The sequence below is a fragment of the Micromonospora sp. NBC_01739 genome (genome assembly GCF_035920385.1).
GTDB lineage: Bacteria > Actinomycetota > Actinomycetes > Mycobacteriales > Micromonosporaceae > Micromonospora.
In genome coordinates this window covers 1,636,647-1,660,949 of record NZ_CP109151.1, presented here as the reverse complement: position 1 = coordinate 1,660,949, position 24,303 = coordinate 1,636,647, and the positions used below count along the sequence as shown (strand labels likewise).

The following is a 24,303-nucleotide window of genomic DNA, read 5'->3' as shown; positions in this document are numbered from 1 at the left end:
GCAGGTCGAGCGTTTCATCGCCGATCGCGGTCTTGCTCCGCGTGTCTTTATCGTGGGGAAGTGGAGGCTGGTCTCATCGTGCTCCGGCCCGGGGTGGGCTGGACCGCCACCGGAGGGCTCTTCGACTGGACACTGGAATTCTTGATCTCCCGCCTCTCCGACCGGACCATTGCCGAGCAGCTACAGGAGATCGTGGACAACAACCTGGGGTCGTTGTGGCTGCACGAGCTGCCTGGCTCCGCGCAACAGGAGATCATCGGGCATCTGCGCAACGGCCTGGTCTCGGCGGGCGAGGCACAGCTTCCCGACACCGGGCGGAAGGCAGTCGTCCTCGGTCACCTTCAACAGTTGGTGGATGCCACCCATGCTGCGGGGTTTCCAGAACACCCCGGATCGTGACCACTGGCCTCTCCGGAGGCCTCCGAACACCATCCGCCCGAGATCTTGGACAGTTGGCGTTACGCGCTAGCGGTAACTGTCCAAGATCTCGCGTTAGCCCTGCCCCGTACCGCCCGCAGGTGGGCGATCGCGGGTGCAGCGGGGCGGCACACCGCAGACCTGGCCGACACCGACACCGACACCGACACCGGATCATCGGCCCAGGTGGGTGAAGGCGGCCCAGGCCAGCGGCGCGGCGTTGTCGACGCGGGAACAATGAACGGCCAGCTCCGGCGGCATTCCCTCCGGTGGGGCACGGTGCGGGTCCAGCATCCACAACTGGGCCCGGTGCAACGCCTCGGCCGGTGCACATCCCTGCTGATGCAGGAAGTGGTGGACCTGGTACATCAGCAGAGAGGTGCCCACGTCGGGCACCGACCACAGGGAGCCGAAGACCGTCTGGGCGCCGGCCGCCAGGAAGGCGGTGGACAGGCTGAACGCCTCGTCGGGTAGCCCACCGGCGAGGTTCGTCGTGCAGGCGGCTAGGAACACCTGGCCCAGGTCGAGGGCGGCCACCCGGGAAACCTCCAACAGCTCACGGGCCGGCAGCAGACCACCGGCCAGCACCAGGTGTGAGTCGGCTGGTCGGGCCGGGTCGACGCGCCCGTGGCAGGCGAGGTGCAGCAGGGATGATCCCGCCCCGACGGTGCGTACCCACTCCAGGACGGCCTGCGGGCGTGCCAGGTGCTCCGGGTCGTCGGTTGGTCCGCCGAGATAGCGACCCTCGGGGTGGAACCGTCCGTGGATAGCCTGGGCCTCGATGCCGGCGAATGGCAGGTCACCGAGCGGATCCCCGACCACCAACGCCGAGCGGACCGGCTGTACCGGACGCGCTGCGGCAGAACAGAGCAGCCGGGCGGAGGGACTGTAGGAGACGATCAGGTCGTGTACGGCGTAGCGGCGACCGGACGCAGTCTCGCGGTAGGCGGCATGCCAGGGCACCAACCCGAGTACGCCCATCGGGACGAGGACCACCCGGGCCGGGCTCGCCGAACCCGGCGGCCGCAGGTATTCCACCAGGTGACTCATGGCCGCCCGCCACGCCCACCGGCACAGGTCGTCGATGGCGGTTCCCACCGACGGCGCACGATGCCCGCCGATCGGACCGGCATCACGCGACCCGCCGGCTGGACCGGCGTCCCGGGGCGCCCGGCTCCCCGAGTCGGTGAGGTCGGTGCCGAAGGCGGCTCGCAGCAGCCTGCGTACCGGCGCGTTGTCGTCGGCCGCCAGGTCGCGTAGTTCGAGGATCTCGACCTGGCCGACCCTGGGGACCACCACGGCCAGGCCCGGCACCGGGTGCGCGGCCGGCACCAGGTAGACGAGCGCGTCGGCCCCCGATTCGGTGAGGGCGCTGCTGATCTCGTCGGGGCGTACCTGTGCCAGCGGACCGTGGGTGGTCAGGTCGAGGGCATGCAGTACCCGCACCCGCAGGTCGTCGGGGACCTCCTCGCCGGCGAACACCGCACCCAGGGCGTCGCCGGTGAGCTGGTCGCGGCCCAGTCCTCCGGTCTGTCGCCATTCCCGGGCCAACTCGGCCTGCCCGGCCTCCTCCAGCAGGTCGGCAATGTTGCGGGAGGCGGTGGCGGCGTGCAGGACCAGACCACGCCCCGCGTCGAGGGCGGCGACCAGGTCGTCGTCGGCCTGATCCTGGAGGCACCACCGGACGACGGTGGTCGCGGTCCCGGCGGCCTGCCGGGCGGTCGCCATGGCGTGATCCGTACCCGCCTGCAGAAGCACCCGCCGGGCGCGGCCGTGCAGGCCGTCGAGCCCGAGCCGCCGGGTCCGCGCCCGGTCCGGGTCACCGGCCAGACGCAGGGCGTACGCGAGGTCGTGCACGAGTTCGACCCGAATCGCCAGGTCGGTCGCCGTCTCCGCCGTCGCCTGCTCCAAGAGGGCGACGGCGGAAACGGCGGCCTGCCGCTGCCCAAGGCGCGCCAGGGGGAGTTGGGCTTTCGCGGCCGTCGCCAGGCTGGCCACCCGCATCACATGGCGTTGCTCGAACCGGCCGGCGAGGTCGGTCAGATGGTCTGCCCACTGGCGCAGCAGCGTGAGGTCGAGACGCCGGATAGCCGCCATCACCTGTACCGCGCCGGCCAGCACCGAGAGGCTGGTGACGTAGGTGAGGGGACCCGGTGGCAGCGGAACCGGCGGTTGCGGCCGGATCTCTCGACCGTCGAGGTTGGCCACCAGGTCCTCAACGAGGTGGACCATTGGATCCAGCAGGGCCGCGTTCAGCCGCGACGGGCCGAGTCGACGCCGCAACGCGACGGCTCGCCGGGTCGCCGTCCGCATGCCCTCCACATCCCCCATACGCCCCGAACCAAGTGCCGCCATCACGGCCGACACCACCTGCGTCTCAACGACGACCGCAGTCGGGGACTCGCCGCGCGCAAGGTCGGCCGCTATGACGCGCGCGGCGCGGTGCGAGCGGTCATCCCTGTATCGTGCTGCTCGGGTATGCAGCAAGTGCGGCAACATCGCCCGGAAGAGTTTTGCGTCGGCCTTGGTCACCGTCTCGTCGGCAGCGGCTCGCAAGAAGGTCCGCAGGCTGTCGCCTGCGGCGCCTCTGCCGACGGTGACCTGGTCGAACTGCTCCAGCATCGCTTCGGACAAGTCCAGCATCACCGTCATGCCCGCAGGCGGGTCGTCACCGACCATTCGCCCCACGGCCAACAGGTGGTGCAACCTCGGCGAGTCGATCTCGACCAGCGCCTCCACGGCATGGCCGAGCTCGGTGCTCAGCAGTACGGTGGCCAGCAGCGCTCGGTCGCGTGTGCTGCTCTCGGTCGCGTCATCCAGTGCGTGGCCCCCCTCATCGAGGATCTCCCGCACCCGGTGCAGGCTGGGTGGAGCGCGGTCGGGGTCCCGGGCAGACTCGTGTTCCAGCAGGGCCTTGGCGACGACCACCCGCGTGGCGTGCACCGACAGCAGTTGGTCCGGCGTTCCCCCCTCGGTGAGGGCGCGATCCAGACAGCGGTCGGCGGTCTCCAGGCTGCCCGGCACCTCGGCGGTCTCCCAGCGCGCCAGGTAGGTCTCACCGAGCTGTCGCCACACCCACATCGGCCGGGGGGCCGAGGGCAGCGCCCGTTCCAACAGGGTGACCGCCTCGGTGAGGCTGTCGAGGTCGCCGAGGGCGTGCAGGAGCTCAGCGAGGGCGACTCCGCAGGCAGGATCGTCATCGTCGGCACACACCGCACGCCAGCAGTCGATCGCCCGGGTCAGGTTCGCCGGATCCGGGTCCAGACGCCACCGGGCGGCGTACGCCTCGGCCTGGTGGCGGCGCAGGTGAAGCCGCATGGCCTGCCCGGGCGGGCAGGCCGCCACTGCCCGGTCGACGAACTGGATCGCCGACTCGAGGCTCATGCGGTCCTCGCGCAGGCCGGCCGCCTCCAGGTAGGCCGCGACCAGTTCCGTGCAGGCTAGGAAGTAGTGGGGGGTGGTGTCCGGGGACAGCCTGGCCAGAGATTCGGCCAGCAGGGCGGTCCCCTGATCCAGGTCCGGTACCTCCTGGCCGGCGTGGTCGTACCGGTTCAGCAGGACCACACCCAGCAGCATTCGGGCGTACGCCGTGGACTCCTCACCCGAGGGGGCAGAGAGCACGACCTCTAGGTCCTGCATGGCTTCGACGCCGTACTCGATCGTGGCCTGCGGCGTCTCGCTCTGCGCGTACCGCCAGAGGTACCGGTTCCAGATCGACTCCAGCAGGCTCTCCGCCACGTCCTCGCGTTCCGTGTCGTCCGGCGGCCACCCCCGGTACGCCTCGATCAGGTGCCGGACCGCGCCCTCGTGGTCGGTGCGGTCGTCGTCCAGCCAGGTCCGTTCCAGGTGGGACATGCCTTTCGCCCAGTGCCAGAGCGGTGCCTGCTCGTGGTCGGGGGCACGGGTCAACGCCCGGTCGAACTCGACGATGGCGGCCCGGAGGGAATCCTCGTCCTGGTCGCGTGCGTAGCGTTCGCCGTACGCCTGCCCGAGCAGCCCGGCCAGTTCGGCGGGGTCCTCCCCGGGGGGTGGGGCGGCCGCAAGCACCCGCAGGTGGGCGATCCAGTCGTCGAGGGGTACCTCCTCGGTCTCCTCGTAGCCGTTCACCGACGCTCACCGGCCAGCTGGGCACCGCGACCGGCGGGCACCTCGGTGACCACCGGCACGGCCAGGGTGATCCAGTCGCTGGCGCCCGCGCCGGCGGCACCGGCGTCCCGGTGCACCGCGGCCAACCCCAGTCGGCCCAGGAGACCGGCGACGGCCAGTGGGGTACGCCTCCGGTCGCGCCAGATGTCCTCGATCGCCGGCAGCTCGAACGGGGCGGAGCTGAACTGTTCCTCGGCGGCGAGCAGCAGCAGCCAGTCCCGGGTGCGCGCTCCCGGTCGCACCGGATCGCCGGCCGGCATGGTGAACTCGACCGCTCGGCCGTACAGCGCCGCCCCGACCTGCCCGGGTGCGACATGTTCCCCGGCGAAGAGGGTGGCGTGGACGCGGTGCCGTTCGGTGATGTTCAGCAGGACGAAGAAGAGTGGCCGGTCGCTGTCGTTGCGCAACCGGATGAAGACCGTCGGGGGTCGCCAGGTCCCCTGCTCCCACCGGTAGCGAAGATGCAGGGTGCCGTCTCCGCCCGGCAGCAGGGGCGGGCGGTGCGCGGGTGCCGCCGGCTCACCCGGGCGGGCCTCGACCAGTTCCAGGCCGACCGCTCCGGTCAGCCGGGAGATCGGGTTCACCAGGGCCTTGACCTGATGCACCCGGGCCAGGTGTTCCAGGGCCAGGACGGCCCGTCGACCGCCGTCGTCGAGGGGCAGCTCCGGGCAGAGCGGGAACCCGTCCGCGTCCCGGATGTGCACCCGGTCCGGCTGGCGTACCTCCAGCAGCAGGTCGGCACCGCCCTCGACCGGTCGTACGTGCGGAGAGGGTCCTCCCCCCGGCCCGGCCGAGGCCAGCGCGGTGAGCACCGGGTCGGTCGCCCCGTCGACCGCCACGGTGACCCTCGGCATCGGGACCCGGCTCAGCACCACCGGGTACTGGGTGTCCTCGTCGGGTTCCCAGCCCAGCGGCGCGACCACGCTGCGTTCCGGATGGACCCGCATGATCCGCGCCTCCCGCAGCAGTGTCCCGGGTACGGCGACCCGGACGTCCTGCTCGGCCGAGGCCAGGGACAACCCGTGGCAGGAGCCGGCATCGATCTCCCATTCTCCCCGGACCCTACGCATCCGGATGCCGATGGCGGGCAGGGTGATCCGTCCACCCAGGAAGGGCTGGTCGGCGATGCCGGGGGTGACCGGTTCCAACTGCGGGACCTGCTGCCGGGACCGGCGTTCCACCTCGCATCGCGCGGCCACCAGCAGGTCGCGGTAGGTCGTCGAGGGAGCCAGCCGGCGCATGGCGCTCAGCAGGGACCAGCTGAACAGGCCGTACGCCCGTCCGTCCGCCCAGGTCTCCCCGGCCGTCTCGGTCGACCGGCAGGCCGCCAGTGCGACATGCTGGGTGGGTGGCCGGGTCAGGACCTGGCGCAACTGCGGCAGCAGTGCTTCCAGCCTCGGCGGGGTGGTCGCGGCGGGGGCGTAGCGGACCAGGTCACGGGTGCCGCTGTGGGAGTGGCAGCTGTCCAGCACGACCGCCAGGTGCGCACCCGTGGCGGCTATCTCGCCGCACAGCAGCAGCAGTTCCTTGTCGTAGAGGTCCGGCACCTGGTCGTGTCGGCTGTCGTGGCAGACCAGGGTCTGCATCTGACCGGAGGGCTCCAGGTGGGACAGTTCCTCCGGCACCGGAGCCCAGGAGCCGTGCCCGCTGAACCAGAACAGGGCGGTGTCGCCCGGCCCGGCCTGGCCCAGGTGCTCGCGTAGGCCCGCGATGACGGCCTCACGGGTGGCATCCTCGTTCGCCAGCAGCCGGATGGCCTGCGGGTCGCTCACCCCGGCGCGTACCCGCAGATAGTCCCGCACCGCGAGCACGTCGTTGTGGCATCCCTGAAGCGGGCCCACGGCCTGGTAGCGGTCGATCCCGACCAGCAGCGCGAAGACCCGCCTGGTCATCATCGGCTCCCCACCGGCACATGCAGCCAGCCGTGTTCGACGAAGCCCTTGTCGGGCAGGTCGATGGTGATCTCGGTGAACTGGTGGGGCAGCGGAGGAACCGCGGAGTGCCGGATGACGTCCTGGTAGAGCAGGTCGGGTACGCCCAGGACGTAGTCGGCGGTCGGGGTGTCCCGGATGGCGGCCCGCAGCGGTGGGCTGTCCAGGATCCGGTGCACCGCGATCGCCGCGGTGCCCACCCAGCCGCTGTCGGCCGGTTTCATCAGGCCACGGTGCAGCGCTACCCGCAGGCGTACCCGTTCCTCGGCGCTCAGGCCGTGGTTGGTGCGGCGCAGGGCTTCGGCCAGACCCTCGACCAGGTCCGGGATCACCCGCGACTCGTCGATGCCCACCGGCAGGACGGCGAACTGCCCGTCGCCCTGGGCCTGCAACACGACCGTGGCCTCGTCCAGGCCGGCGTTGGCGCGGGCCTGGGCCAGGGCCCGTACCAGCCAGGACTGGGTCCGTTCGGCCAGGTGGTTCGGTCGGCGGCTGTAGCCGGTCACGTCGGCGGCCAGGCACAGTCGCACGGCCGCGCCACTCGGTACGGGGTTCTCCGGCAGGGCCTCGCCGAAGGCGATCGAGTCCACCAGGGTGGCGGATCGGCGTACCGGCCGCTGTCGCCAGGTGCCGAGGGTTTCCACCCGCAGCCCGATGCGCCCGGACAGGAACCGGGTCGAGGGGGGCACCTCGATCAGGGCGTGCATCCCGTAGGTCAGCGGCAGGAACATCGCCCCGGAGGGGTCCTCGTAGGTCCAGCCGAACCGGTGCCGGTGCAGGCCGAAGGACCAGGCTCGGGGACGGCCGGAGCGGGGGGCCAGGCGGAGCAGCCAGCCCTGCCGGGTGGTGGCGGCGTGGATCGCCAGGTCGGCGGCCGGGGTCAACGGAGACGGGGAGGCGGCGGTGTAGCTCAGGCCGAGGGTGCCGCCGTCCCGGTCCAGCCGTACCGCCAGGGACTCCTCGTCGTCGAGGGTGACCTCGAACCGGACCGAGGTGTAGCGCCGGGCGTCCGGCGGCTCGGTCAGGTCGAAGGCGACCAGCAGCCCGTAGTAGTGCCGTCCGGAGGCCTGCGCCCGGCGGCGCAGTTCGACCGGCAGATCCTCGACCGGCACCGGGAAGATCAGCGGGCGACCACAGCTGACCGTACCGACGCCGAAGGTGGAATCCGGATCGTCGTCCCCTCGCACCTGGTCCGGTCGAAGCGACAGTCGAGCCAGCACCTCGGAGGGTCGCAGCCGATCCTCCTCCGGCTGTGTCGAATGGTTCCCGGTCATCGCCCCTCCAATCCACCGTTCGTCCATTGGTCGGCAACCGACAACGGCGCACTGCCGGGCCGTTCGAGGCACCTGATGTCACGCTCTTGGGATGCCAGGAGAATTGGCGTCTAGATGCACCCGAACGACGAGTTTCCGGTGCGGGCTCCGATCATCACCGAAACCGCTGGAACGGGAACGGAAGTGTCGCCCAGTCGACAGATTCCGGCCGGCCGCCGGATAACCCGGACATCCCCCACGATGGTCCGACCCCGTCACGGGAATCCCGTAGAAATGCGGGATCCGGCAGGCCAGGGCGTGTCAGGCTCAAGCCTGAGGCAACAAGAGGAACGACTACCCTGGCCCCACTTCGGACGGCGGCAAACGGCCGAGGTGGGGCCAGCCCTCGGCCCGACGGGTCGACGCCACCCCGCCACACCGCCCTGCGGGGCGATCACACCCCAGCCTCCCGGCCGCCGACGATCAGCCGAACGTCAGTCGACCATGAATGATCAGCTTGACCCGGACACAGTTTCCGGCACCCGTTTGGACACTCATTCAGTCCCTTCAGTCGAAGTAGCCGTCAGGACATTTACCAGTACCGTCCGTGGGACCATCAATCACATTTCACTCCGATACCGGGAACGCTCGCCCCTCCCCTCTTTGACACCTGAGCCGGAGAATCATGTCCGAACTGAACGCGATACGAAGCGAAGTCCGTGACGCGAAGCGGATGCTGGTCGACCTCGACCGCACCCTGGGCCTGGTGGGCAACCATGTCGTCCAACTCGGGCAACAGCAGCAGGTCGCCAGGGAGGAACTCCTGGCGCTGCGCGCGGACTTCCTCCGCTTCGTCCAGCAAGCGGAACGGACCGCCAACCTGCAACGCGCCGAGATCGCGATCAACACCCTCAAGGGTGACCTCGAGCATCAGTTCGGCCATCACAAGGTGGTCCGCCGGACCGCGGTCGGCATGCTCCAGTCGTTCGACCTGGGGTTGGTCAGCGAGGAGGCCGTCCGGGCGGTGGGCGACCAGTTGATGGTGCAGACCCCCCGCTACTGGCTGGCCCCCGTGCTGGTCGCGCTCGCCTCCTGGGCCGGCGACGATCCGGAGCTGTGTGTCCGGGCGGTCGAGGAGGCGTACCGCCGCTCCCCGCATCGCACCTCCCTGTTCATGATGCTCGTCCTGCGTCGGCAGGGGCGGCTGACCAGCGCCGCCCGGTGGCTACGGCACTACCTCGACGCGCAGGACCCCAAGGCGCTCAACCGCGAGTTCGCGGTGATCCTGGAGGCCATCGCCCAGGGCGCCTTCGGACCGGCCGGCATGGAGGTGGTCCGGGACCGACTGGAAACCTGGCGTCGCCTGCTGCTCGACGACAAGGAGTCGATGGTCGCCCAGGTCAACCGCTGGCGCCGGGAGATGGAGACCCACGTCCGGGTGGAGGAACTCGCCAAGGACTTTCCCCGCCTGGCGACCGCGTCACCCCAGTGGCCCCAGTTGCAACGGGTCCTGGCCGGTGCGGAGGCCCACCAGTCGATCATCGACCGGTACACCGCGCTGATGGACGCGGAGGCGCCGCCGAACAGCCGCATCGAGGACGCCATCGACGACATCCTCGACCGGCTGGTCGACGAGTACGACCACGAGGAACTGCCACTGCGTCGGGAACTCGCCGCCAACGAGTCGATCGTCCGGGCCGGTGGTGACCTGGCGGCGGCCGAGACCGCCCGCTCCGAGACCACCACCCTGGACGACACCCGCGACTATCTGACCATCCAGACCCAGTCGGCACTAGAACCCGAGGACATCGGGGTGTCTACGCAGACCCAGCGGCTTGCCGTGGCCTTCTGCCATGTCTGGATGGACGAGGCGCACACCGCCTTCACCCGCGACTACCGCCTGGCAATGCCCGCGAAGGTCCAGGTGCAATTCGACCTGAGCGGCAGCGCCGGGCTGGCCGGATTCCGACCACCTGCCTGGACAGGCTCCTTCGACCAGCCGATGGACGCCCTGGAACGGTCGCTTAACCAGCACTGGGACCGGTACGCGCAGGCGTACCTCAACACCCTGGCCTTCCGGTGGGGCCAGAAGCTCATCGTGCCGGCCGTGGTGCTCATTCTCGTCCTGCTGTTCGTCGCCGCCGCCAGCAACGTGGGATTGGGCATCGTGATCGCTGTCTTCGGCGGGGTCGCCTGGCTGGTCTACCTCAAGGGTGAGGCCGACAAGGCCCGCGCCGCCCAGGACAAGGCTCGGAGAAAGGTGGCGGAGGCCAAGAAGGAGTCCGTGCTGTTGCTGCGGGCCGCCGCGGCCGAGTTGACCGACTGGACCAGCCGGTTCAGCGCAGCCGACGGCAAGGAGACGCAGGTGAAAGAGCTGATCGCCAACCTCGCCACGGCGGGCGCACCCCGCAACCCGCACGAGCGACGCGCGGTCGACCCTCTGGAGGAGAACTGACATGTCGTCGACCGACCGCGCCGCCGAGCCGACCCCGGACGGGCCCGTCGAAGCTGAGGTGGTGCCGTGGGCCCGGCAGCCCACACCGCCGCGTCAACGCAAAACCAATCGGGTACGCCGGATCGCCGAGGGGTTGCCTGACTGGGAGCCGATGCCGCCGGGCGAGATGGTGATCCGCCGCCCTCGGCAGGGCTGACCGGTGCTGGTCGGTGACGGCGGCTACCAGCGGTGGGCCGCATTCCTTGAGCAGTGGCGGGCCGGCTCCGCCCACCACCCGCCGGACCTGCCGACCCTGGTCGAGCAGGACTACCCGGCGGAGGTCTGGCTGCGGCTGGTCACCCGACTGACCGATGCCCTGGCGCACCGCTTGCAGACCTGGGCCGATGGGCTGATCGACGCCATGGCCGCGACCCGGGACGAGTTCGAGACGGCCCGTGCCCTGACCCAGGCCCGGCGCGGACTGGCCGCCATCCGGGCCGTCGCGGGTCATCCCGCCCTGCCCGGGAAGCTGACGCGGGCGTTACGCGATCAGGTCGACGAACAGATCCGGCTGGTCCAGCGGGCCCTGGAGGACGGCATCGACGACGCCCGCCGGGCCGGGCTCGACGACCGGCTCGTACAGGCCAGACTGCGCACCCTGCGGGACAACCCACTGACCGTGCCGGACCGCTCGGCCGCCGGGACCGGCTGGGCCGCCGCCCCGGCCCGTCCAGGCCGCCGGATCATCGTCGATCCTCCCGTACGACCGACCTGAGGAGCGCCCGTTGTCCCATTACGACGAGGCCCGCCGGGACCTCGACAGCTACATCGCCGCACGGGTCCCCCTCATCGGCATCCGAACCCCCGAGCAGGTACGCGCCGTGCGGCTGCTGCGCGAGGTGGCCTCCAGCACCCGTCGGGTCAACCTGCCCTTCTCCATCTACACCCGGGCCACCGGCCTGCGGGACCTGCGCACCAACAACTCCCTGCAGGACGACCGGTCGCTGGTGGCCGCGATGGATTTCGCCGCCAGTCAGTTCACCCGGCGGGCACAGGCGACGACCGCCTTCGTGGACCCGGACATGCTCGACTCCGACTCCCCGGTCACCCGTCACCTGGCGGAGTTGGCCCGACTGGCCGACGACCACTCCGGCAGCATCGTCCTGATCACCGACACCCCGTTGTGGAGCGGGCTGCAACGGCTGGGCATGAGCATCACCCTGGAGCCGCCGAACGTCGACGAGATGTACGACATCGTGGTCGGCTTCCTCAAGGAGCAGCAGGGCGCGATCACCATCGACTGGACCGCCGCCGACGCCCGACGCGCCGCCCAGTTCCTGGTCGGGGTGCCCGAGGGCACCGCGGTGAACATCCTCGCCACCATCGCCACGGCCGGACGCCTGCACCGGGAGGATCTCGATCGGCTCACCGAGGTCAAGGACAAGCACTTCTCCGACCTGGCCGGCCTGGAACGGGTCCCGCTGGGAGCGGCCGACCACCTGATCGGCGGTCTGCACCAGCTGCGTACCTGGCTGGACCTCCGCCACAAGGTGATGCTCTCCGACCTGCGGGAGACCTGGCTGCGCCCACCCCGGGGGGTGCTGCTGGTCGGGGTGCCGGGCTGCGGAAAGTCCCTCTCCGCCAAGGCGGTGGCCGCCCAGTGGCGGCTACCGCTGTACCGGCTCGACTTCGCCGCCATACTCGGCATGTACGTCGGGCAGTCCGAGGCCCGGTTGCGGGAGGCCCTGGAGATGGCCGACCGGACCGCGCCCTGTGTGCTCTGGATCGACGAGATCGAGAAGGGCCTGTCCGGGCAGTACGACTCGACCGGGGTTAGCCGGCGCATGGTCGGACAGTTCCTGTACTGGTTGCAGGAGTCACGGTCCCGGGTGTTCGTCGTGGCCACCTCCAACGACGTCCGTTCCCTGCCACCGGAGCTGCTGCGTAAGGGGCGCTTCGACGAACTCTTCTTCGTCGACCTGCCGGACGAGACCGAACGGGCGGAGATCATCCGGCTCTACCACGGCCGCTACCTGCGCACCGAGCCGGACGAGGAACTGGTCGGTCGGCTCGTGGCCGCCTCCGACGGCTTCGCCGGCTCCGACATCGAGGCGGCGCTGCGCGAGCTGGGATACACCGTCCACACCGAGGGCGCCGCCAGCCTGCGGCCCGAGTTCGTCGTGGACACCTTCGTCAACACCAACCCGATGAGCCGTACCCATCCCGAGGAGATCGCCGAGCTGCGGGCCTGGGGCCGGGAGCGGGCGATTCCCGCCGGTGCCTCCGGTGCCGCCGGTACGCCGGCTGCCGGTGGCCGCCGCCGGGTGATCGTCCCGGGAGACACCTGACCAGGAGAATCAGATGAGCAATGATCAACAGCCCGACGGCGGGATCATCTGGAACGTTCGTGCCCTGGTCGGGGACCTGGCCGATGAGCTGCCACCGGAGTCCTCCGCCGGCAGGCCGCAGGAGTCACCCGCCGGCAGGCCGCAGTCGAGCCGCCCGGTCGGCGGCCCGGCTGCGTCGCAGGCGACCGGGCCGGGACGGATCGCTACCCCTCAGCCGCCGGTGCGGGGTGAGTGGGTCAGTTCCGGCCAGGTGGTCCCGCAGTCGAGCGGAATCTCGATGGGCAAGGCGGTCGCGGCGGCCGGTGTCACCCTGCTGGTGATGGTCGTGGCGCTCGTCGTCGCGGTCGGGTCGACCGACGACGACACCTCGACCGGCACCTCCTATCCCGACTTCCCCGCTGGGGGGCCGCACTACCCTCCCCCCGAGGATGCGGGGCTGCCGGAACCGTCGTTCGTCCCGACGACCGAACCCGCTGAGCCGACCTTCGACGATCCGGAGGACCTGGCCCTGGCCCAGTTGGACCAGTTCCGCCAGCAGGACCTGCCGACGGTCTCCCTGGCGGGCCAGTACGTCGCCCAACTGGCCTCCAAGACGGTGGGCATCGTCGACCGCAACCAGATCGCGGCCAACGGCTCACACACCTTCTACGCGCAGGACATCCTGGCCGAGCATCTTGAGCTACGGAACAGGTTCGACGGCGAGACCCGGGTGATTCTGCTGCTGAGCACGGACTACGGGCGGCAGCAACTGTACGGCGGCGAGCCGCTCTGGATCACCCTCGCCCTCCCACCGGGCAGTTCGAAGGAGGCCGTCGCCCGCTGGTGCGCCAACCAGTTCCCCCAACTCACCGGAACCGACCTGGACAACCAGTGCGTGCCGCGCCGGCTGAATCCTGTCGGGTCCTCTTGAGCCGCGCTGCCGTCGGGTGGGGTGGTGATCGACTCCGTTACGCCGAAGTGGCGGCTTCCGACCGCCGCGTACCCCGCCGTTTCGGCGAAGCGGCGACGCGCTCGCCGAGGCTCGAAGCCTGTCGGCTTGTCGACAAGGGGGCGAACCGGAAGCCGGGGATTCGTCAGCGTGCGCGGATTCGACCACGTGGCTGTGGCGAGCGGGGGTCACTTACCGGCGCGGGGCCGTGATCCGCAAATCCCAGCCTGGAGGATCACTCTCGTCGTTGGGTAGAAGGCTTGCGTCGAACCAGGTGGCGCTTGGCCGTCCCGCTTGTTCCCATCGTTGTAGCCAGGTCCGTAGCGCTGCCAGGGACGGGGAGTCTGCGCTGTCGGCGAGGATGGTGCCATCGGTCAGGATCACGGCGGCGGAGGTTGCGGTGGTGTGTCCGATGCCGCGCCTGCCGTCGCCCAGGGCGGTGAGACTGCGTTGTGGCCCGCCGACGATGACCGAGTAGGCCGTCCATGACAGCCAGTCCAAGGGCGCGCGGTGGTAGGTCTCTGTGTGGTCGGGGTCGAGCAGCAGGTTGAGCGCTGTGCGGGCACCGGTGTGCTGCGGGTCGTCATCGTCGCGCCAGCCGATGGACATCCAGGCCAGTTCGGGATGGTCAACGCGGTAGTCCACCCAGCGGGCGGGGATGGTCAGGGCGTCTTCCACGGCAGTAGCGGTGCTCTGGGCGTAGCCGCCGAAGGTCACCGTTTCGACTCGCGGTTGTCCCTTGGTGAGGGTGATGGTCGCGACCAGGGTGGTGGATGGTTGCGCGGCGATGGGAAGGCAGGCCACGATGCGTCCGTCTGGGGCGAGTTGGTCGACCCATGTTCTGGGCAGCCGTGGGGGCGTGCACCAGGCCGCGATTCGCTGGTAGGGAGCGTTTGGCCGGTAGCCGATCATGCCGTCGGCAACGTGGCAGGTGATCGTGGTGACGCCGCGTTGGTGGTGCAGCCGGTTCGCCCATGTGACGAGGTGGTCGCTGATGTCGACGCTGGTCACGCGCCCGGACGTGCCGGCTCGGGCGGCGAGGAGCGCGCCGGAGTATCCCGTGCCGGTGCCGATTTCCAGCACGTGGTCACCTTCGCTGACCTCAAGGGCGATCACGTCCCGCTGGATGGCCTCCGGCGCGGACCGATGCAGGGTTTCACCGCGGTTCTCGTTGTGGACGTAGTAGCGCTCAGGCACACCTCCGAGCAGTGAATCGGCGACGGCCACAGGACTCCCTTCCATCACGGGCGGTGGCTTACCGTCAGCGAGCTCGCCGCTGGGTGCGGCGGCGGTGACGATCCGCCCCGAGACGCCACCGATCACGAACTGGTTTGTGAGATGGATCTGTCATCGAGGCTGGGCGATGGTGCCGCTGAGGGCGGACCGGGAGGCGCTCACGGGTGTTCATGCAGTGTTGTTGGCCGAAGCGTAGTTGTGGCACATCGTGCAGGTCGGACCCTTCGGCGCAGCGCGACGAGGATCCGCTCGGTGAAGTCGTCTTCCTCCAGCGGATGAAGTACCAGCACACCGTCTGCCACGGCGGGAAGTCGACCGGTGGGCCCCATCCTCGGGCGACTGCTGGCAGGGGCGGGCATCACCGATAAGGCCCATTCGGTGCTGGAAATGAGCCTGGCCGCCGCCCAAAAGATCGGACTTGCCGAATACGCCCAGGCCATTGGTGAGCTGCTGGCGAACCTGCCCGAACAGGGTGAGACGACGTAGGACATCGGGTTATCGGTGCTCTCGGATGAGGACCTCGAAGAGGGGGGCGTTTCCCCAGGCGGGGCGTAGGCAGGTGACCCATTGCCAGCCCCAGGACCGGTAGGCCGCCTGGGCGGGGGCATTGTCGGGCCGGGCGAGCAGGGTCATTCGGGACTCAGGGCGGGCACCGACGAGTTCGTCATGTAGCGCCCGTGCGATCCCCTGGCGCTGCCAGGCGGGGCGGACCAGCAGCTCGCTGAGGGCGAAGGTCCGCCGCCCGTCCTCTTCGGTGAAGCCCGCCGGATACGGTTCCTCGATGCCGTTCCACCATTTGGTGTCCGGCGCCAGTGGGAATCCGTAGATGTAGCCGACCAGTTCGCCGTCGACCGTTGCCGTCACCATCTGCCACCCGGGTCGCTGGCGGTGCAGCGTGAGTTGGCGTCGGTACCGGTCCTCACCGTAGAACTCCCCGGCGTCCGTGTAGATCTCCACGTAGAGGGCGACGAGATCGTCGGTGCGCTCCTCGGATTCCGCGGCGTTGATGGTCTCCAGGACAAGCTTGTCGATCATGGGGCGATCCGCTCGTCATATGCCTGGGTGAATTCTCGGACCGGCGCTGTTGGTTGCCGCAGTCGACCGAGGTCGGACCTGATCTGGCCCAGATGCTTCGTGACTCGCTGGGAGTTCAGCCGCCGCACGGCGGGCAGCACATCGAGGGCCATTCGCGCAGCTTCGTTGATGTCTCCCTGCCGGCGGGTCGCCTCGGTCAGGTGGACGGCGTAATAGACCTGGTTGCGCCGATGTTGTGGCGAGGGATGCTCGGCGACCGACCGGAACGCCTCGGCCGCGCGGTCGGGTTTGTCGAGGTCTAGGTACGACAGGCCACGGATGCCCTGCACCTCCTGCTCGTTGACGAAGTGCACGAAGCCTTCGTCGTCCTCGTGCGGGCCGCGCTCCAACTCGTGCCGGGCCTTGGCCATGGCGCGTTCGTGAGCGCTGGCGTCACCGAGTTCGGCGAGCGTGTGCGCCCGGCGCAGATGCAGCAGCGTCCGCAGGCGTGGGGTGGCCCAACCGGCGGAGTTGCGCAGGGCGGCCTCGGCGCAGTGCAACGACTCGATCGGCTGCACCGGCCGCAGCAGCAGCGAGAGTTGGGTGAGAGCACGTACCTCGACGTGCGGGTCGTCGGCGATCCGTGCGCGGGTGATCGCCTCGTTGAGGTATGGCCGGGCGGTGGCCCGGTGCTCGGAGTCGATCGCCAGCCAGGCGGTTTCGATGGCGAGGTCAGCCAGGGCACTCTGGAGGGCTTCACCCACATCACGGCTGTAGCGTGCCTTCGCCGCCAACTCCGACAGGCGGGCGTGGACGTGAATCGCCACCTCCCGAAGACCGTTCGCGCCGATGACGGCGTCCGCCCGTCGGAAATCATCCACCACGCTGCGGGCCAGCCGCACATGGTCCATGCCGATGGCGGGTGTGGCGTCGACGGATCGCGTGAGCAGGTCCAGTTGGTCGCTGGAGCCCAGACCGACCAGAGCGGCCAGAGTGGTGAACTGTCGGCGGTTCGTGGTGACCACCTCCCCATAGGGTGATGCGTCCAAAGTACCCGGCTTCTCGTCGGGTGAATGCGGTGCGGAAGAGGCCCAGCCCACCGGAGCCGGGTCCGCACCTTTGCGGAGCAGCCGGAACCAGAGCAGTTTTTCGGGAATGCGCAGCAGGGTGGCCCAGTGGGTGAGGCGGTCCAGGTGGATGGGTGGGGGGCCGTTCTCGATGCGGCTGAGTTGGGCCTGGGTGATGCCGAGCCACCCGGCCACCACGGACTGGGTGAGCGGAAGCCGACCGTGGTACGGGTGGTGGCGGTAGGCCCGGATGAGCTGCCCGAGGTGGCGTCGGGCCAGTGCGGCGCGTACCGGCTGGTGGTCCCAGAAGGGTGGTGGCACGGCCGGGGGTGCGGTGAGCCGGTCGCGGTTGGCGGCCTGGCAGGGGGCGCAGCGTCCGCTGTGGTTATCGCGCGCCAGGCGTCCCCCGCAGCGGGGGCAGTTGGCAGGTGTCACCGGCAACCTCGCCGTTCGTGGGCGACTGGGTCGAGCCCGTCCATTCAAGCCGTTTCCGACGAGGCCGGTATGCACGCCACGCATATCGACCCGGCCACATTCTGCCACCGGCTGCATACGGTGCGCGAATTCCGCTGACGATCATTCCGGCATATCGGGGCAGGCCAGCCGGGTCCAGGGTGGAGACACGGCCCGGGGCGGGTGCCGGCTCCGGTGGCGGATCGGCCTTCCCCCGTACGATCTGTCACCGCTCCCGCCCGCCTCGGTGCCGTCTCAGAATGTCCATCGCACCGGAGGCTCACATGCGCGACCACCCTGCCGTGACATCCGGCGGCATCGCCGAGGCGGTCTTCGGTCGCGCTGCCGCCCGGTTCTGGGACACCGTGCAGGAGGGCTGCCCGGGGCTGCTGCCGGAGGGGGATGCGCCGCTGATCGTCGCCGGGCTGTTGCGGCTGGTGGGTGGCGGTGACGACGGGCCGGGGCGGTTGGCCCTGCTGACGGTCCTCGGCCGGGTGTACCGGGAGCACCGGCTGCGCCCCGACCATGCGGCTCTGGTCGGGGCGGCGCTGACTGTCGCCGTACCCACGATGCCACCGGAGGCCGCGACCTGGCGGCGGGCCTGGCGTCTGGTCGAGCGCGCCGCCGCCCGGGTGGGTGGCGGGCCGGCGTCCTGGCCGGTCGAGGTCCTCGGCCGGGACCGGGCCGGGGACACCATCACCATCCTGACCGTACGCCCCTGGCGGCGGCTGCCGTTTCGGCCCGGCGACGCGGTGCCGGTGAACGTGCCGCAGCATCCGGGGCGGTGGCGCTGGTACTGCCCGGCCAATGCCCCACGCGCCGACGGCACCGTGGAGCTGCATGTCCGTGCCGTGCCCGGCGGCGACGTCTCACATCGGCTGGCCCATCAGGTACGCCCCGGCGACCTGCTGCGGCTCGGCCCACCCACCCCCACCGGCCTGTCCCTGCCGGGGTCCCCGACTCCGCTGCTGCTGGTGGCCGGTGGCACCGGGCTGGCGCCGCTGCGTGCCCTGGTCGAGCAGATCGCCGCCGCAGCAGCTCAACCGGAGGTCACCCTGGTCGTCGGGGCCCGGACCTTCGCCGACCTGTACGACGCGATCGCCCTGGACAGGCTGGCCCAGGCCCGCCCCTGGCTGCGGATCGTGCCCGCCCTCTCCCACGACCCGCGCGCCGAGCCCGGCGAGCAGGGTGACGCCCTCACGGTCGCGCTGGACCATCTCCGCCCCGACCAGCAGGTGTACGTCTGTGGGCCGCCCGCGATGCTCGCCGGTTCCCGGCTGCGGCTGCTGGCCGCCGGGGTGCCCGCCGACCGCATCCGCCTGCCCGACCAGATTCCGTGGCGCTGACCGACCTCTCCTACCTGGGTAGGAGGTGGCGGCCAGACCTGTGGTCGCGGTCGGGGCCTGCGGTCGGGCGCGCGGCGGCAGCCCGCCGAACAGCATCGGGGGTATGACTGCTACCTATCCGCGCCAGGGGACGTCCTGGCACCGTCCACTGATGGTTTTCGTCTGGGCGATGGCGGGCCTCGCCGTCGTCTCCGCCGTCGGCGTCGTGGTCGACGATCGGGTGTTGACCGGTGTGCCGATCTGGCTCAAGCCGTTGAAGTTCGCGGTGTCCTTCGTGTTGTACGGGGTGACCCTGGCCTGGCTGCTCTCCCTGCTGCGCCGACGCAGCCGGGTGGCGGAGTGGACGGCCACCCTCATCGTGGCGCTGGGGGTGGTGGAGATGGCCATCATCGTCGGCCAGGTGTTGCGGGGCACGACCAGCCACTACAACGTGAGCACCCCGTTGAACGCCCTGCTGTGGATGCTGATGGGTGTGGCGATCATGGTGCTGGCCGTGGCGCACCTGGTCCTCGCGGTGGTGGTGCTGCGGCAGCCGGTCGCCGACCGGGCCGGCCGGTATGCGATCGGGTTGGGGATGGGGCTGGCGCTGCTCGGCATGGTGGTGGCGACCCCGATGGTGATGGCCGGTGAGACGTCGACCGTCGAGGGGATCGCCGGGGCGCACAGCGTGGGGGTGGCCGACGGTGGCCCCGGATTGCCGCTGGTGGGGTGGAGCAGCACCGGAGGGGATCTGCGGATCGGCCATTTCGTGGGGCTGCACGCGATGCAGGTGCTGCCGATCCTGGCGATCCTGCTGGGCCGGTTCGGCGGTGGCCGTCTCGACGGGGGTACCCGGGCTCGGCTGCTGCTCGTCGCGGGTGGCGCGTACGCCGGGCTGACCCTGCTGTTGACCTGGCAGGCGTTGCGGGGGCAGCCGCTGCTGCGGCCGGACCTGCTGACCCTGGGGGTCGCGGCGGCCCTGCTGGTCGGTACGGTCACCGCCGCCGCGCTGGTGGTGGTCCGGGGCCGCAAACCCGAGGTGGCGTTGGCGGCATGAGGGCGCGCAGCATCAGGTGGGCGGGGCCGGGAGAAGGGGCGCAGAGATGACCGAGGTGCTGTTCACGTTGACCTTCGCGGTGGCCGCTCCCTTCTGGGCGCTGATGATCCTGGCACCGAAGTGGTCGGTGACCGCCCGGATCATCGCCTCGCCGTGGATCGTGCTCCCCGGTGTGGTGATCTACGCGCTGCTGGTGCTGCCCGCCCTCGGCGAGGTGCTGCCGGCGGTGGCCTCCCCGACCCTTCAGGGGGTACGTGGCCTGCTGGGTGAACCGGACGGTGCGGCGGCGGGCTGGGCGCACATGATCGTGTTCGATCTGTTCGTCGGCCGGTGGGCCTGGCTGGACAGTCGCAAGCGGCAGGTGCCGTCGTTGGTGATGGCGCCGGTGCTGCTGTTGACCATCCTGCTCGGGCCCCTCGGCCTGGGCGCGTACCTGGCTCTGCGGGGCAGGTGGACCCCCGGGCGTACCGATCCGGAGGGCTAGGGTGATCTCCGTGGGGTGGGTGGGGCGCCTGTTCGACGCGCGGGACAGCTTCGCGCGGATGCTCCTGCTCGACCTCGCGGGCCTCGGTTACCTGATCTTCAACCCGCTCGGTGGCAGTCGGCCGGTGGCCACCCAGTGGACCCTGGCGGTGATCGCCTTCTCCCTCGGCCTGCTGTTGCACCACCGGCCGGTGGTCAACCTGGTGGCGCAGACCGCTTTGCTGGCCGTGGCGATCCAGTTGCTCGACGACATCACGATCAACCAGGTGGGGTCCAGTTGGGCGTTGCTCGAACTGACCATGCGCGCCGGATCCACCCGGACGATCTGGCTGGCCGCGGCCGGGCTGGCGGCAGTGGCCCTGACCGACTCGATCGGCAGGCCCCTGCCCCGGTTCTTCGCCGGAGTGGTCGGGTTGCTGCTGGAGGTCGGGGTTCCGCTGCTGCTCGGCCTGGTGGTCCGGACGACCCGCGAGTTGGCCACCCAGGCCCAGCAGCGGGCGGCGGAGGAACAGCGCCGCCGGGAATCGGAGCAGCGGGCCGCCCGCGCGGACGAACGCAGCGCCATCGCCCGGGAACTGCACGACGTGGTGGCCCATCATGTGGCCTCGATGGTGCTGCGGGTCGGGGTGGCCCGGCATGTCCTCACCGACCTGGATCCCCGGGTGGGCGCGGTCTTCGACGACGTGCACGGCACCGGCACCGCGGCCCTGGCGGATTTGCGCCGGCTGGTCGCGGTGCTGCGCGACCCCGAGGCGGTACGCGGGGACGCGGCGCTGACCGCGATCGAGCCGTCGGCGCTGCCGGCCGCCCTGGGGGCGGCCGTGGACCGGGCCCGCCAGGCCGGGATCACCGTGGAGGCCGACATCGACCCGGCGATCGGTGCAATCGACGCGGTACGGGGTCTGGCGGTGCTGCGGCTGACCCAGGAGGCGCTGACCAATGTGGCCAAGCACGCCGGTGCCGCCGCGGTGGCCCGGCTGACCGTGCGGATGGTCGAGGGGGCCGTGCACTGGGAGGTGGTCGACGACGGGCCGGGCCGGGTGCCGGCCGGGCTGCCGGACGGCGGTGGCCACGGCATAGCGGGGATGCGGGAACGGGTGGCGGTGCTCGGCGGCCGGTTGGCGGCCGGGCCGGTCGAGCAGCCGGGCAGGGGCTGGCAGGTACGCACCGTGCTGCCCGCCGCCACGGGAGGGGTGTCATGATCCGGGTGCTGCTGGTCGACGATCAGCATCTGATCCGCGCCGGTCTGCGGATGCTGTGTGAGTCCACCCCCGACCTCGAGGTGGTCGGGGAGGCCGACAACGGTCGGGAGGCGGTGTCCCTGGCCGCCCGGCTGCGGCCCGAGGTGGTGGTGATGGATCTGCGGATGCCGGGGGTGGACGGGATCACCGCCACCGGTCGCATCCTCGCCGAGCGGCCGGCCACCCGGGTGCTGGTGCTGACCACCTTCGGCGACGACGACCACCTGTATCCGGCCCTGACCGCCGGGGCCTGCGGGTTCCTGCTCAAGGACGCACCCCCCACCGAGCTGCTCAACGGCATCCGACGGGCGGCATCCGGGGACAGCCCGTTCAGCCCGCAGGTGCTGCGGCGGCTGGTGCAGCGGGCGGTGCACGCCCGCCCGGGCACCCCCCAACGTCTGGACGGGCTGACCGCGCGGGAGCAGGAGGTGCTGGGGCTGGTCGCCGAGGGCCTGTCCAACACGGAGATCGCCCAGCGGCTGCACATCGGTGTCACCACCGTCAAGACCCACATCACCAGCCTGATGACGAAGACCGGCAGCCCCAACCGGGTACGCCTGGCGTTGTTCGCCCACGGGGTCTGAGGGGCCGAGATCTAGCTGCGGTGGGCCTGCTCGGGCCAGAGCACCGTGGTGGGGATGCCCCGCTGCCGGGCCATGTCGATGGTCCGGTCCGTCGAGGCCGCGTGGCGGCCGGCCGACCCGTCCCAGACCGCGATCAGCCACTGCACCCGGCTCAGCAGTTCCTCGTTGGCGGCCAGGTAGGCGGCCGTGCCGGAGTGGCGGTGCCCGGTGTGGATGATGACGCTGGCCCGGCCCAGCAGGTCGTCGAAGTCGGCCCGGTGGGCGGCGGTGATCGTGTCGCGGTAGTCCAGGGCGGGCAGGATCACCTCGTAGGTGCCGCCGGTGGCCAGCACCACCCGGGCGAAGATCTGGTCGGTGCCGTCGGCCAGGCAGGTGACACCCCGCACCGGGTGGTCGCTGAGCCGGCCCAGTTCGGCCCGCAGGGCCGCGGCGATCGGCCCCACACTGCCGCGGGTCAGGTGGATGTGGCCGGTGATGCCGACCCGCAGCGGGCCGGGTTCACGGCCCATCGACCGCTCCCGGCCGTGGGGCGGGCACCGGGCTGGTCAGCCGGATCAACTCGAAGCCGCTGTCGGACAGCACATCCGGCAGCGCCCGGATCTCCTCACGGTTCTGCTCCTGCACGGCCGGGCTCAGCTCGTCCCAGGGGCGTAGTTCGGGATGCCGCTGTCGGAGTTCGTCACGCGGCTCACCGTACGTCCAGCCTTCCGCCCGCCGTTCCTGGCACCATCGTTCATGTTCCAGCCGGGCCAACTGTTCGATGCCGTCGGCGATGGCCTGCCCGGCGGCCGAGGCGTCACCGGTGTTTCCGTGCCGGGGGGCGACCACGCAGCCCAGGTTCAGCAGCTTGGCGGCGATGTCCTGGACGTGACTGCGGTTGGCCCGGCGCAGGGATTCGGGCAGCCCGGACCAGTCGACCATTGCGGGTGCCTCCCCGAAGCTCATCCCGGCCTGTTGTCGGGCGTGCAGGTACCGCTCGTGGATCTGCCGGGCCAACCGTTCGGTGAGATCCTCGGCGATCAGCCCGGCCTCGCAGGCGTGGGTCAGCACCGGGTAGAGACACAGCTTGCCGTGCACCTCGTCGAGCAGGTCGTGTCGGGAGTCGCCGTGGAAGGCGGCCGCCAGAGCGGCCTGCCGGTAGACCGGCACGAAGACACTGCCTCGGGTGCCCTGCCACAAGGCGGGAGTGTCCAGGGCGAACTGCAGTCCGTTGTTCTCGCCGGGCAGGCAGAGGTAGATGCGGTCGTATCCGCCCGTGGTGAACTGCGCCAACCCGGTGAGTTCGGCGATGTCCAGATCGTAGGTGGACACCTCACAAACGGTACGCAGGAAGGGGTAGCGGGCCGCCACGAGGGCCAGTTCGGCCCCGGCGTCCGGGGCCACCAGGTCCACCCGCAGTCGGGTCCCGGCGTCCTGGGCCCGCCAGTGCCGGGCGGTCTCGACCAGCAGGGCACGGCGGAAGCTGCCGTTACCGACGATCAGTACGGTCGTGGCCCGGCCCCGGGCGGGTTGCAGGGGATGGTGTCGGTGCAGCGCGCGGGCGGCGATGTCGTCGACGTGGAAGTAGTCCAGCCGCAGCCGGCTGGAACCGGCGGCCCCCAGCCGCCGGGCCTGCAACGACAGGCACACCTCCGGATCGTGGACCTGGACGTAGACCCTGGGAGGATTGCGCCGGTCCTGGATCAGGCGGCTGGCGGCGTTGGCGATCGCATGGTTCAGGTCGTCGTCATGGGTGCAGGCGTAGATGGTGTGGGCCCGGGGCAGACCGGCCCCCCGCAGCACCTCGGGGCTGCTGGGGTCGCCGATGACCCCCAGGTAGCGGGGCTGGCGGTACTCCAGAGGCCCGAAGGGCTCGGAACGCACCACGACCACCCGCTCCCCGTCGGCGAAGAGACGGTCGGCGAGCATCTGGGCGAACTGGGAGTCCCCGCAGACCAGCACATGCCCGGTGGCCCGCCGGGCCCGCCACCGACGGATCTCGGCGGCCAGCAGCAGGCGGGCCGCCTCGGCGACGGCCAGCAGGGTGAACAGCGGGGCCACGAAGCGGGCCACCTGCAACTGCCACGGGTACGGGCCGGGGTTCTCGAAGGGCTCGGCGCTGAGGACGAACAGTTGCAGCGCGTAGTAGAGCACGTCGTAGGAGTCGTGGATGGCTTCCGGACGACACCTGCCCAGCCGCTCGAAGCCGATCCAGCCCAGCGTCAGGGCGACCGCTCCGATGACGCCGAACACCACCCGCAGCCACCAGGCGGACGGCCGGACGAAGCCGGAGGCCGGGTCGGTCATCGAACGGTGTCCTCCTCCGGAGGGCCGTCGGGGCGGGCCCCGGCCGGGTCGGGCCGCCACGGTCGGCATCCCGGCCACCGGACTGGCCCATGGGCCAATG

The 24,303-nt window shown here is 70.8% G+C and carries 20 protein-coding genes; 12 read left to right on the top strand and 8 right to left on the bottom strand.

Translation table 11 applies throughout. From position 1 onward, the window contains the following. Window positions 1–60: 60 nt before the first annotated feature. Window positions 61–399 carry a hypothetical protein gene (locus tag OIE53_RS07300; protein ID WP_327025812.1) on the top strand — a complete coding sequence of 113 codons (339 nt, stop codon included), beginning with the start codon at window positions 61–63 and terminating at the stop codon, window positions 397–399. A gap of 192 nt (window positions 400–591) precedes the next feature. On the opposite strand, the gene OIE53_RS07295 is transcribed toward OIE53_RS07300, so the two are convergent. Genes OIE53_RS07295 through OIE53_RS07285 form a run of 3 tightly spaced genes read right to left on the bottom strand, consistent with a single transcriptional unit; the run spans window position 592 to window position 7,768 of the window. Beyond that, the gene (locus OIE53_RS07295; protein ID WP_327025811.1) at window positions 592–4,524 is read right to left on the bottom strand and encodes a CHAT domain-containing protein; all 3,933 of its coding nucleotides are present in this window, start codon (window positions 4,522–4,524) and stop codon (window positions 592–594) included. Further along, window positions 4,521–6,455, bottom strand: a complete 1,935-nt coding sequence (locus OIE53_RS07290; protein WP_327025810.1) for a caspase family protein — start codon at window positions 6,453–6,455, stop codon at window positions 4,521–4,523. Before OIE53_RS07290 ends, OIE53_RS07295 begins: the two co-directional genes overlap by 4 nt. After that, a complete protein-coding gene (locus tag OIE53_RS07285) occupies window positions 6,455–7,768 on the bottom strand; it encodes a hypothetical protein (RefSeq protein ID WP_327025809.1) in 1,314 nt (437 codons plus the stop codon). The genes OIE53_RS07290 and OIE53_RS07285 overlap by 1 nt, the downstream gene beginning before the upstream one ends. Window positions 7,769–8,432: 664 nt before the next feature. Here OIE53_RS07285 and OIE53_RS07280 point away from each other — a divergent pair. The 5 genes from OIE53_RS07280 to OIE53_RS07260 are packed head-to-tail and all read left to right on the top strand — an operon-like array spanning window position 8,433 to window position 13,439. After that, on the top strand, window positions 8,433–10,202 hold the full coding sequence (locus OIE53_RS07280; protein ID WP_327025808.1) for a hypothetical protein: 1,770 nt from the start codon (window positions 8,433–8,435) through the stop codon (window positions 10,200–10,202). 1 nt (window position 10,203) lies between these two features. Next, entirely contained in the window at window positions 10,204–10,398 is a 195-nt protein-coding gene (locus tag OIE53_RS07275; protein WP_327025807.1) for a hypothetical protein, read from the top strand. A 3-nt stretch (window positions 10,399–10,401) separates the two neighbouring features. Next, the gene (locus OIE53_RS07270; protein ID WP_327025806.1) at window positions 10,402–10,956 is read left to right on the top strand and encodes a hypothetical protein; all 555 of its coding nucleotides are present in this window, start codon (window positions 10,402–10,404) and stop codon (window positions 10,954–10,956) included. Window positions 10,957–10,966: 10 nt separating this feature from the next. Next, window positions 10,967–12,529 carry an AAA family ATPase gene (locus OIE53_RS07265; protein ID WP_327025805.1) on the top strand — a complete coding sequence of 521 codons (1,563 nt, stop codon included), beginning with the start codon at window positions 10,967–10,969 and terminating at the stop codon, window positions 12,527–12,529. Between the two features lie 13 nt (window positions 12,530–12,542). Continuing rightward, window positions 12,543–13,439: a hypothetical protein gene (locus OIE53_RS07260; protein ID WP_327025804.1), complete on the top strand. Its 897-nt coding sequence runs from the start codon at window positions 12,543–12,545 to the stop codon at window positions 13,437–13,439. Window positions 13,440–13,649: 210 nt separating this feature from the next. Here OIE53_RS07260 and OIE53_RS07255 read toward each other — a convergent pair whose 3' ends face one another. After that, window positions 13,650–14,780, bottom strand: a complete 1,131-nt coding sequence (locus OIE53_RS07255) for a protein-L-isoaspartate O-methyltransferase family protein (RefSeq protein WP_327025803.1) — start codon at window positions 14,778–14,780, stop codon at window positions 13,650–13,652. Between the two features lie 231 nt (window positions 14,781–15,011). On the opposite strand from OIE53_RS07255, the gene OIE53_RS07250 reads away from it, so the two are divergent. Next, the gene (locus OIE53_RS07250; RefSeq protein ID WP_327025802.1) at window positions 15,012–15,179 is read left to right on the top strand and encodes a hypothetical protein; all 168 of its coding nucleotides are present in this window, start codon (window positions 15,012–15,014) and stop codon (window positions 15,177–15,179) included. A 9-nt stretch (window positions 15,180–15,188) separates the two neighbouring features. Here the strand turns inward: OIE53_RS07250 and OIE53_RS07245 are convergent, their stop codons facing one another. Together OIE53_RS07245 and OIE53_RS07240 are read right to left on the bottom strand one after the other, a co-directional pair. Continuing rightward, window positions 15,189–15,728, bottom strand: a complete 540-nt coding sequence (locus tag OIE53_RS07245) for a GNAT family N-acetyltransferase (protein WP_327025801.1) — start codon at window positions 15,726–15,728, stop codon at window positions 15,189–15,191. Further along, entirely contained in the window at window positions 15,725–17,209 is a 1,485-nt protein-coding gene (locus OIE53_RS07240; RefSeq protein ID WP_327025800.1) for a helix-turn-helix domain-containing protein, read from the bottom strand. The genes OIE53_RS07245 and OIE53_RS07240 overlap by 4 nt, the downstream gene beginning before the upstream one ends. Before the next feature lie 302 nt (window positions 17,210–17,511). On the opposite strand from OIE53_RS07240, the gene OIE53_RS07235 reads away from it, so the two are divergent. The 5 genes from OIE53_RS07235 (at window position 17,512) to OIE53_RS07215 (ending at window position 21,917) form a co-directional block, all read left to right on the top strand. After that, on the top strand, window positions 17,512–18,573 hold the full coding sequence (locus tag OIE53_RS07235) for an FAD-binding oxidoreductase (RefSeq protein ID WP_327025799.1): 1,062 nt from the start codon (window positions 17,512–17,514) through the stop codon (window positions 18,571–18,573). A gap of 151 nt (window positions 18,574–18,724) precedes the next feature. After that, window positions 18,725–19,609, top strand: a complete 885-nt coding sequence (locus OIE53_RS07230) for a hypothetical protein (protein ID WP_327025798.1) — start codon at window positions 18,725–18,727, stop codon at window positions 19,607–19,609. 46 nt (window positions 19,610–19,655) lie between these two features. After that, window positions 19,656–20,093 carry an ABA4-like family protein gene (locus OIE53_RS07225; protein ID WP_327025797.1) on the top strand — a complete coding sequence of 146 codons (438 nt, stop codon included), beginning with the start codon at window positions 19,656–19,658 and terminating at the stop codon, window positions 20,091–20,093. Window positions 20,094–20,103: 10 nt separating this feature from the next. Beyond that, window positions 20,104–21,294, top strand: coding sequence for a sensor histidine kinase (locus OIE53_RS07220; RefSeq protein WP_442791382.1), 1,191 nt, complete (start codon window positions 20,104–20,106; stop codon window positions 21,292–21,294). Next, window positions 21,291–21,917, top strand: a complete 627-nt coding sequence (locus OIE53_RS07215; protein ID WP_327025795.1) for a response regulator transcription factor — start codon at window positions 21,291–21,293, stop codon at window positions 21,915–21,917. Before OIE53_RS07220 ends, OIE53_RS07215 begins: the two co-directional genes overlap by 4 nt. A gap of 11 nt (window positions 21,918–21,928) precedes the next feature. Here OIE53_RS07215 and OIE53_RS07210 read toward each other — a convergent pair whose 3' ends face one another. Together OIE53_RS07210 and OIE53_RS07205 are read right to left on the bottom strand one after the other, a co-directional pair. Further along, window positions 21,929–22,426 carry a hypothetical protein gene (locus tag OIE53_RS07210; RefSeq protein ID WP_327025794.1) on the bottom strand — a complete coding sequence of 166 codons (498 nt, stop codon included), beginning with the start codon at window positions 22,424–22,426 and terminating at the stop codon, window positions 21,929–21,931. Continuing rightward, a complete protein-coding gene (locus tag OIE53_RS07205; protein WP_327025793.1) occupies window positions 22,416–24,203 on the bottom strand; it encodes a RyR domain-containing protein in 1,788 nt (595 codons plus the stop codon). Before OIE53_RS07205 ends, OIE53_RS07210 begins: the two co-directional genes overlap by 11 nt. Between the last annotated feature and the right edge of the window lie 100 nt (window positions 24,204–24,303).

Excerpts from the sequence above, each read along its gene's own strand:
- OIE53_RS07290 (WP_327025810.1), bottom strand. The coding sequence starts at position 6,455 with ATGACCAGGCGGGTCTTCGCGCTGCTGGTCGGGATCGACCGCTACCAG.
- OIE53_RS07285 (WP_327025809.1), bottom strand. The coding sequence starts at position 7,768 with ATGACCGGGAACCATTCGACACAGCCGGAGGAGGATCGGCTGCGACCC.
- OIE53_RS07280 (WP_327025808.1), top strand. The coding sequence starts at position 8,433 with ATGTCCGAACTGAACGCGATACGAAGCGAAGTCCGTGACGCGAAGCGG.
- OIE53_RS07275 (WP_327025807.1), top strand. The coding sequence starts at position 10,204 with ATGTCGTCGACCGACCGCGCCGCCGAGCCGACCCCGGACGGGCCCGTC.
- OIE53_RS07260 (WP_327025804.1), top strand. The coding sequence starts at position 12,543 with ATGAGCAATGATCAACAGCCCGACGGCGGGATCATCTGGAACGTTCGT.
- OIE53_RS07245 (WP_327025801.1), bottom strand. The coding sequence starts at position 15,728 with ATGATCGACAAGCTTGTCCTGGAGACCATCAACGCCGCGGAATCCGAG.
- OIE53_RS07235 (WP_327025799.1), top strand. The coding sequence starts at position 17,512 with ATGCGCGACCACCCTGCCGTGACATCCGGCGGCATCGCCGAGGCGGTC.
- OIE53_RS07230 (WP_327025798.1), top strand. The coding sequence starts at position 18,725 with ATGGTTTTCGTCTGGGCGATGGCGGGCCTCGCCGTCGTCTCCGCCGTC.
- OIE53_RS07225 (WP_327025797.1), top strand. The coding sequence starts at position 19,656 with ATGACCGAGGTGCTGTTCACGTTGACCTTCGCGGTGGCCGCTCCCTTC.
- OIE53_RS07215 (WP_327025795.1), top strand. The coding sequence starts at position 21,291 with ATGATCCGGGTGCTGCTGGTCGACGATCAGCATCTGATCCGCGCCGGT.
- OIE53_RS07210 (WP_327025794.1), bottom strand. The coding sequence starts at position 22,426 with ATGGGCCGTGAACCCGGCCCGCTGCGGGTCGGCATCACCGGCCACATC.
- OIE53_RS07205 (WP_327025793.1), bottom strand. The coding sequence starts at position 24,203 with ATGACCGACCCGGCCTCCGGCTTCGTCCGGCCGTCCGCCTGGTGGCTG.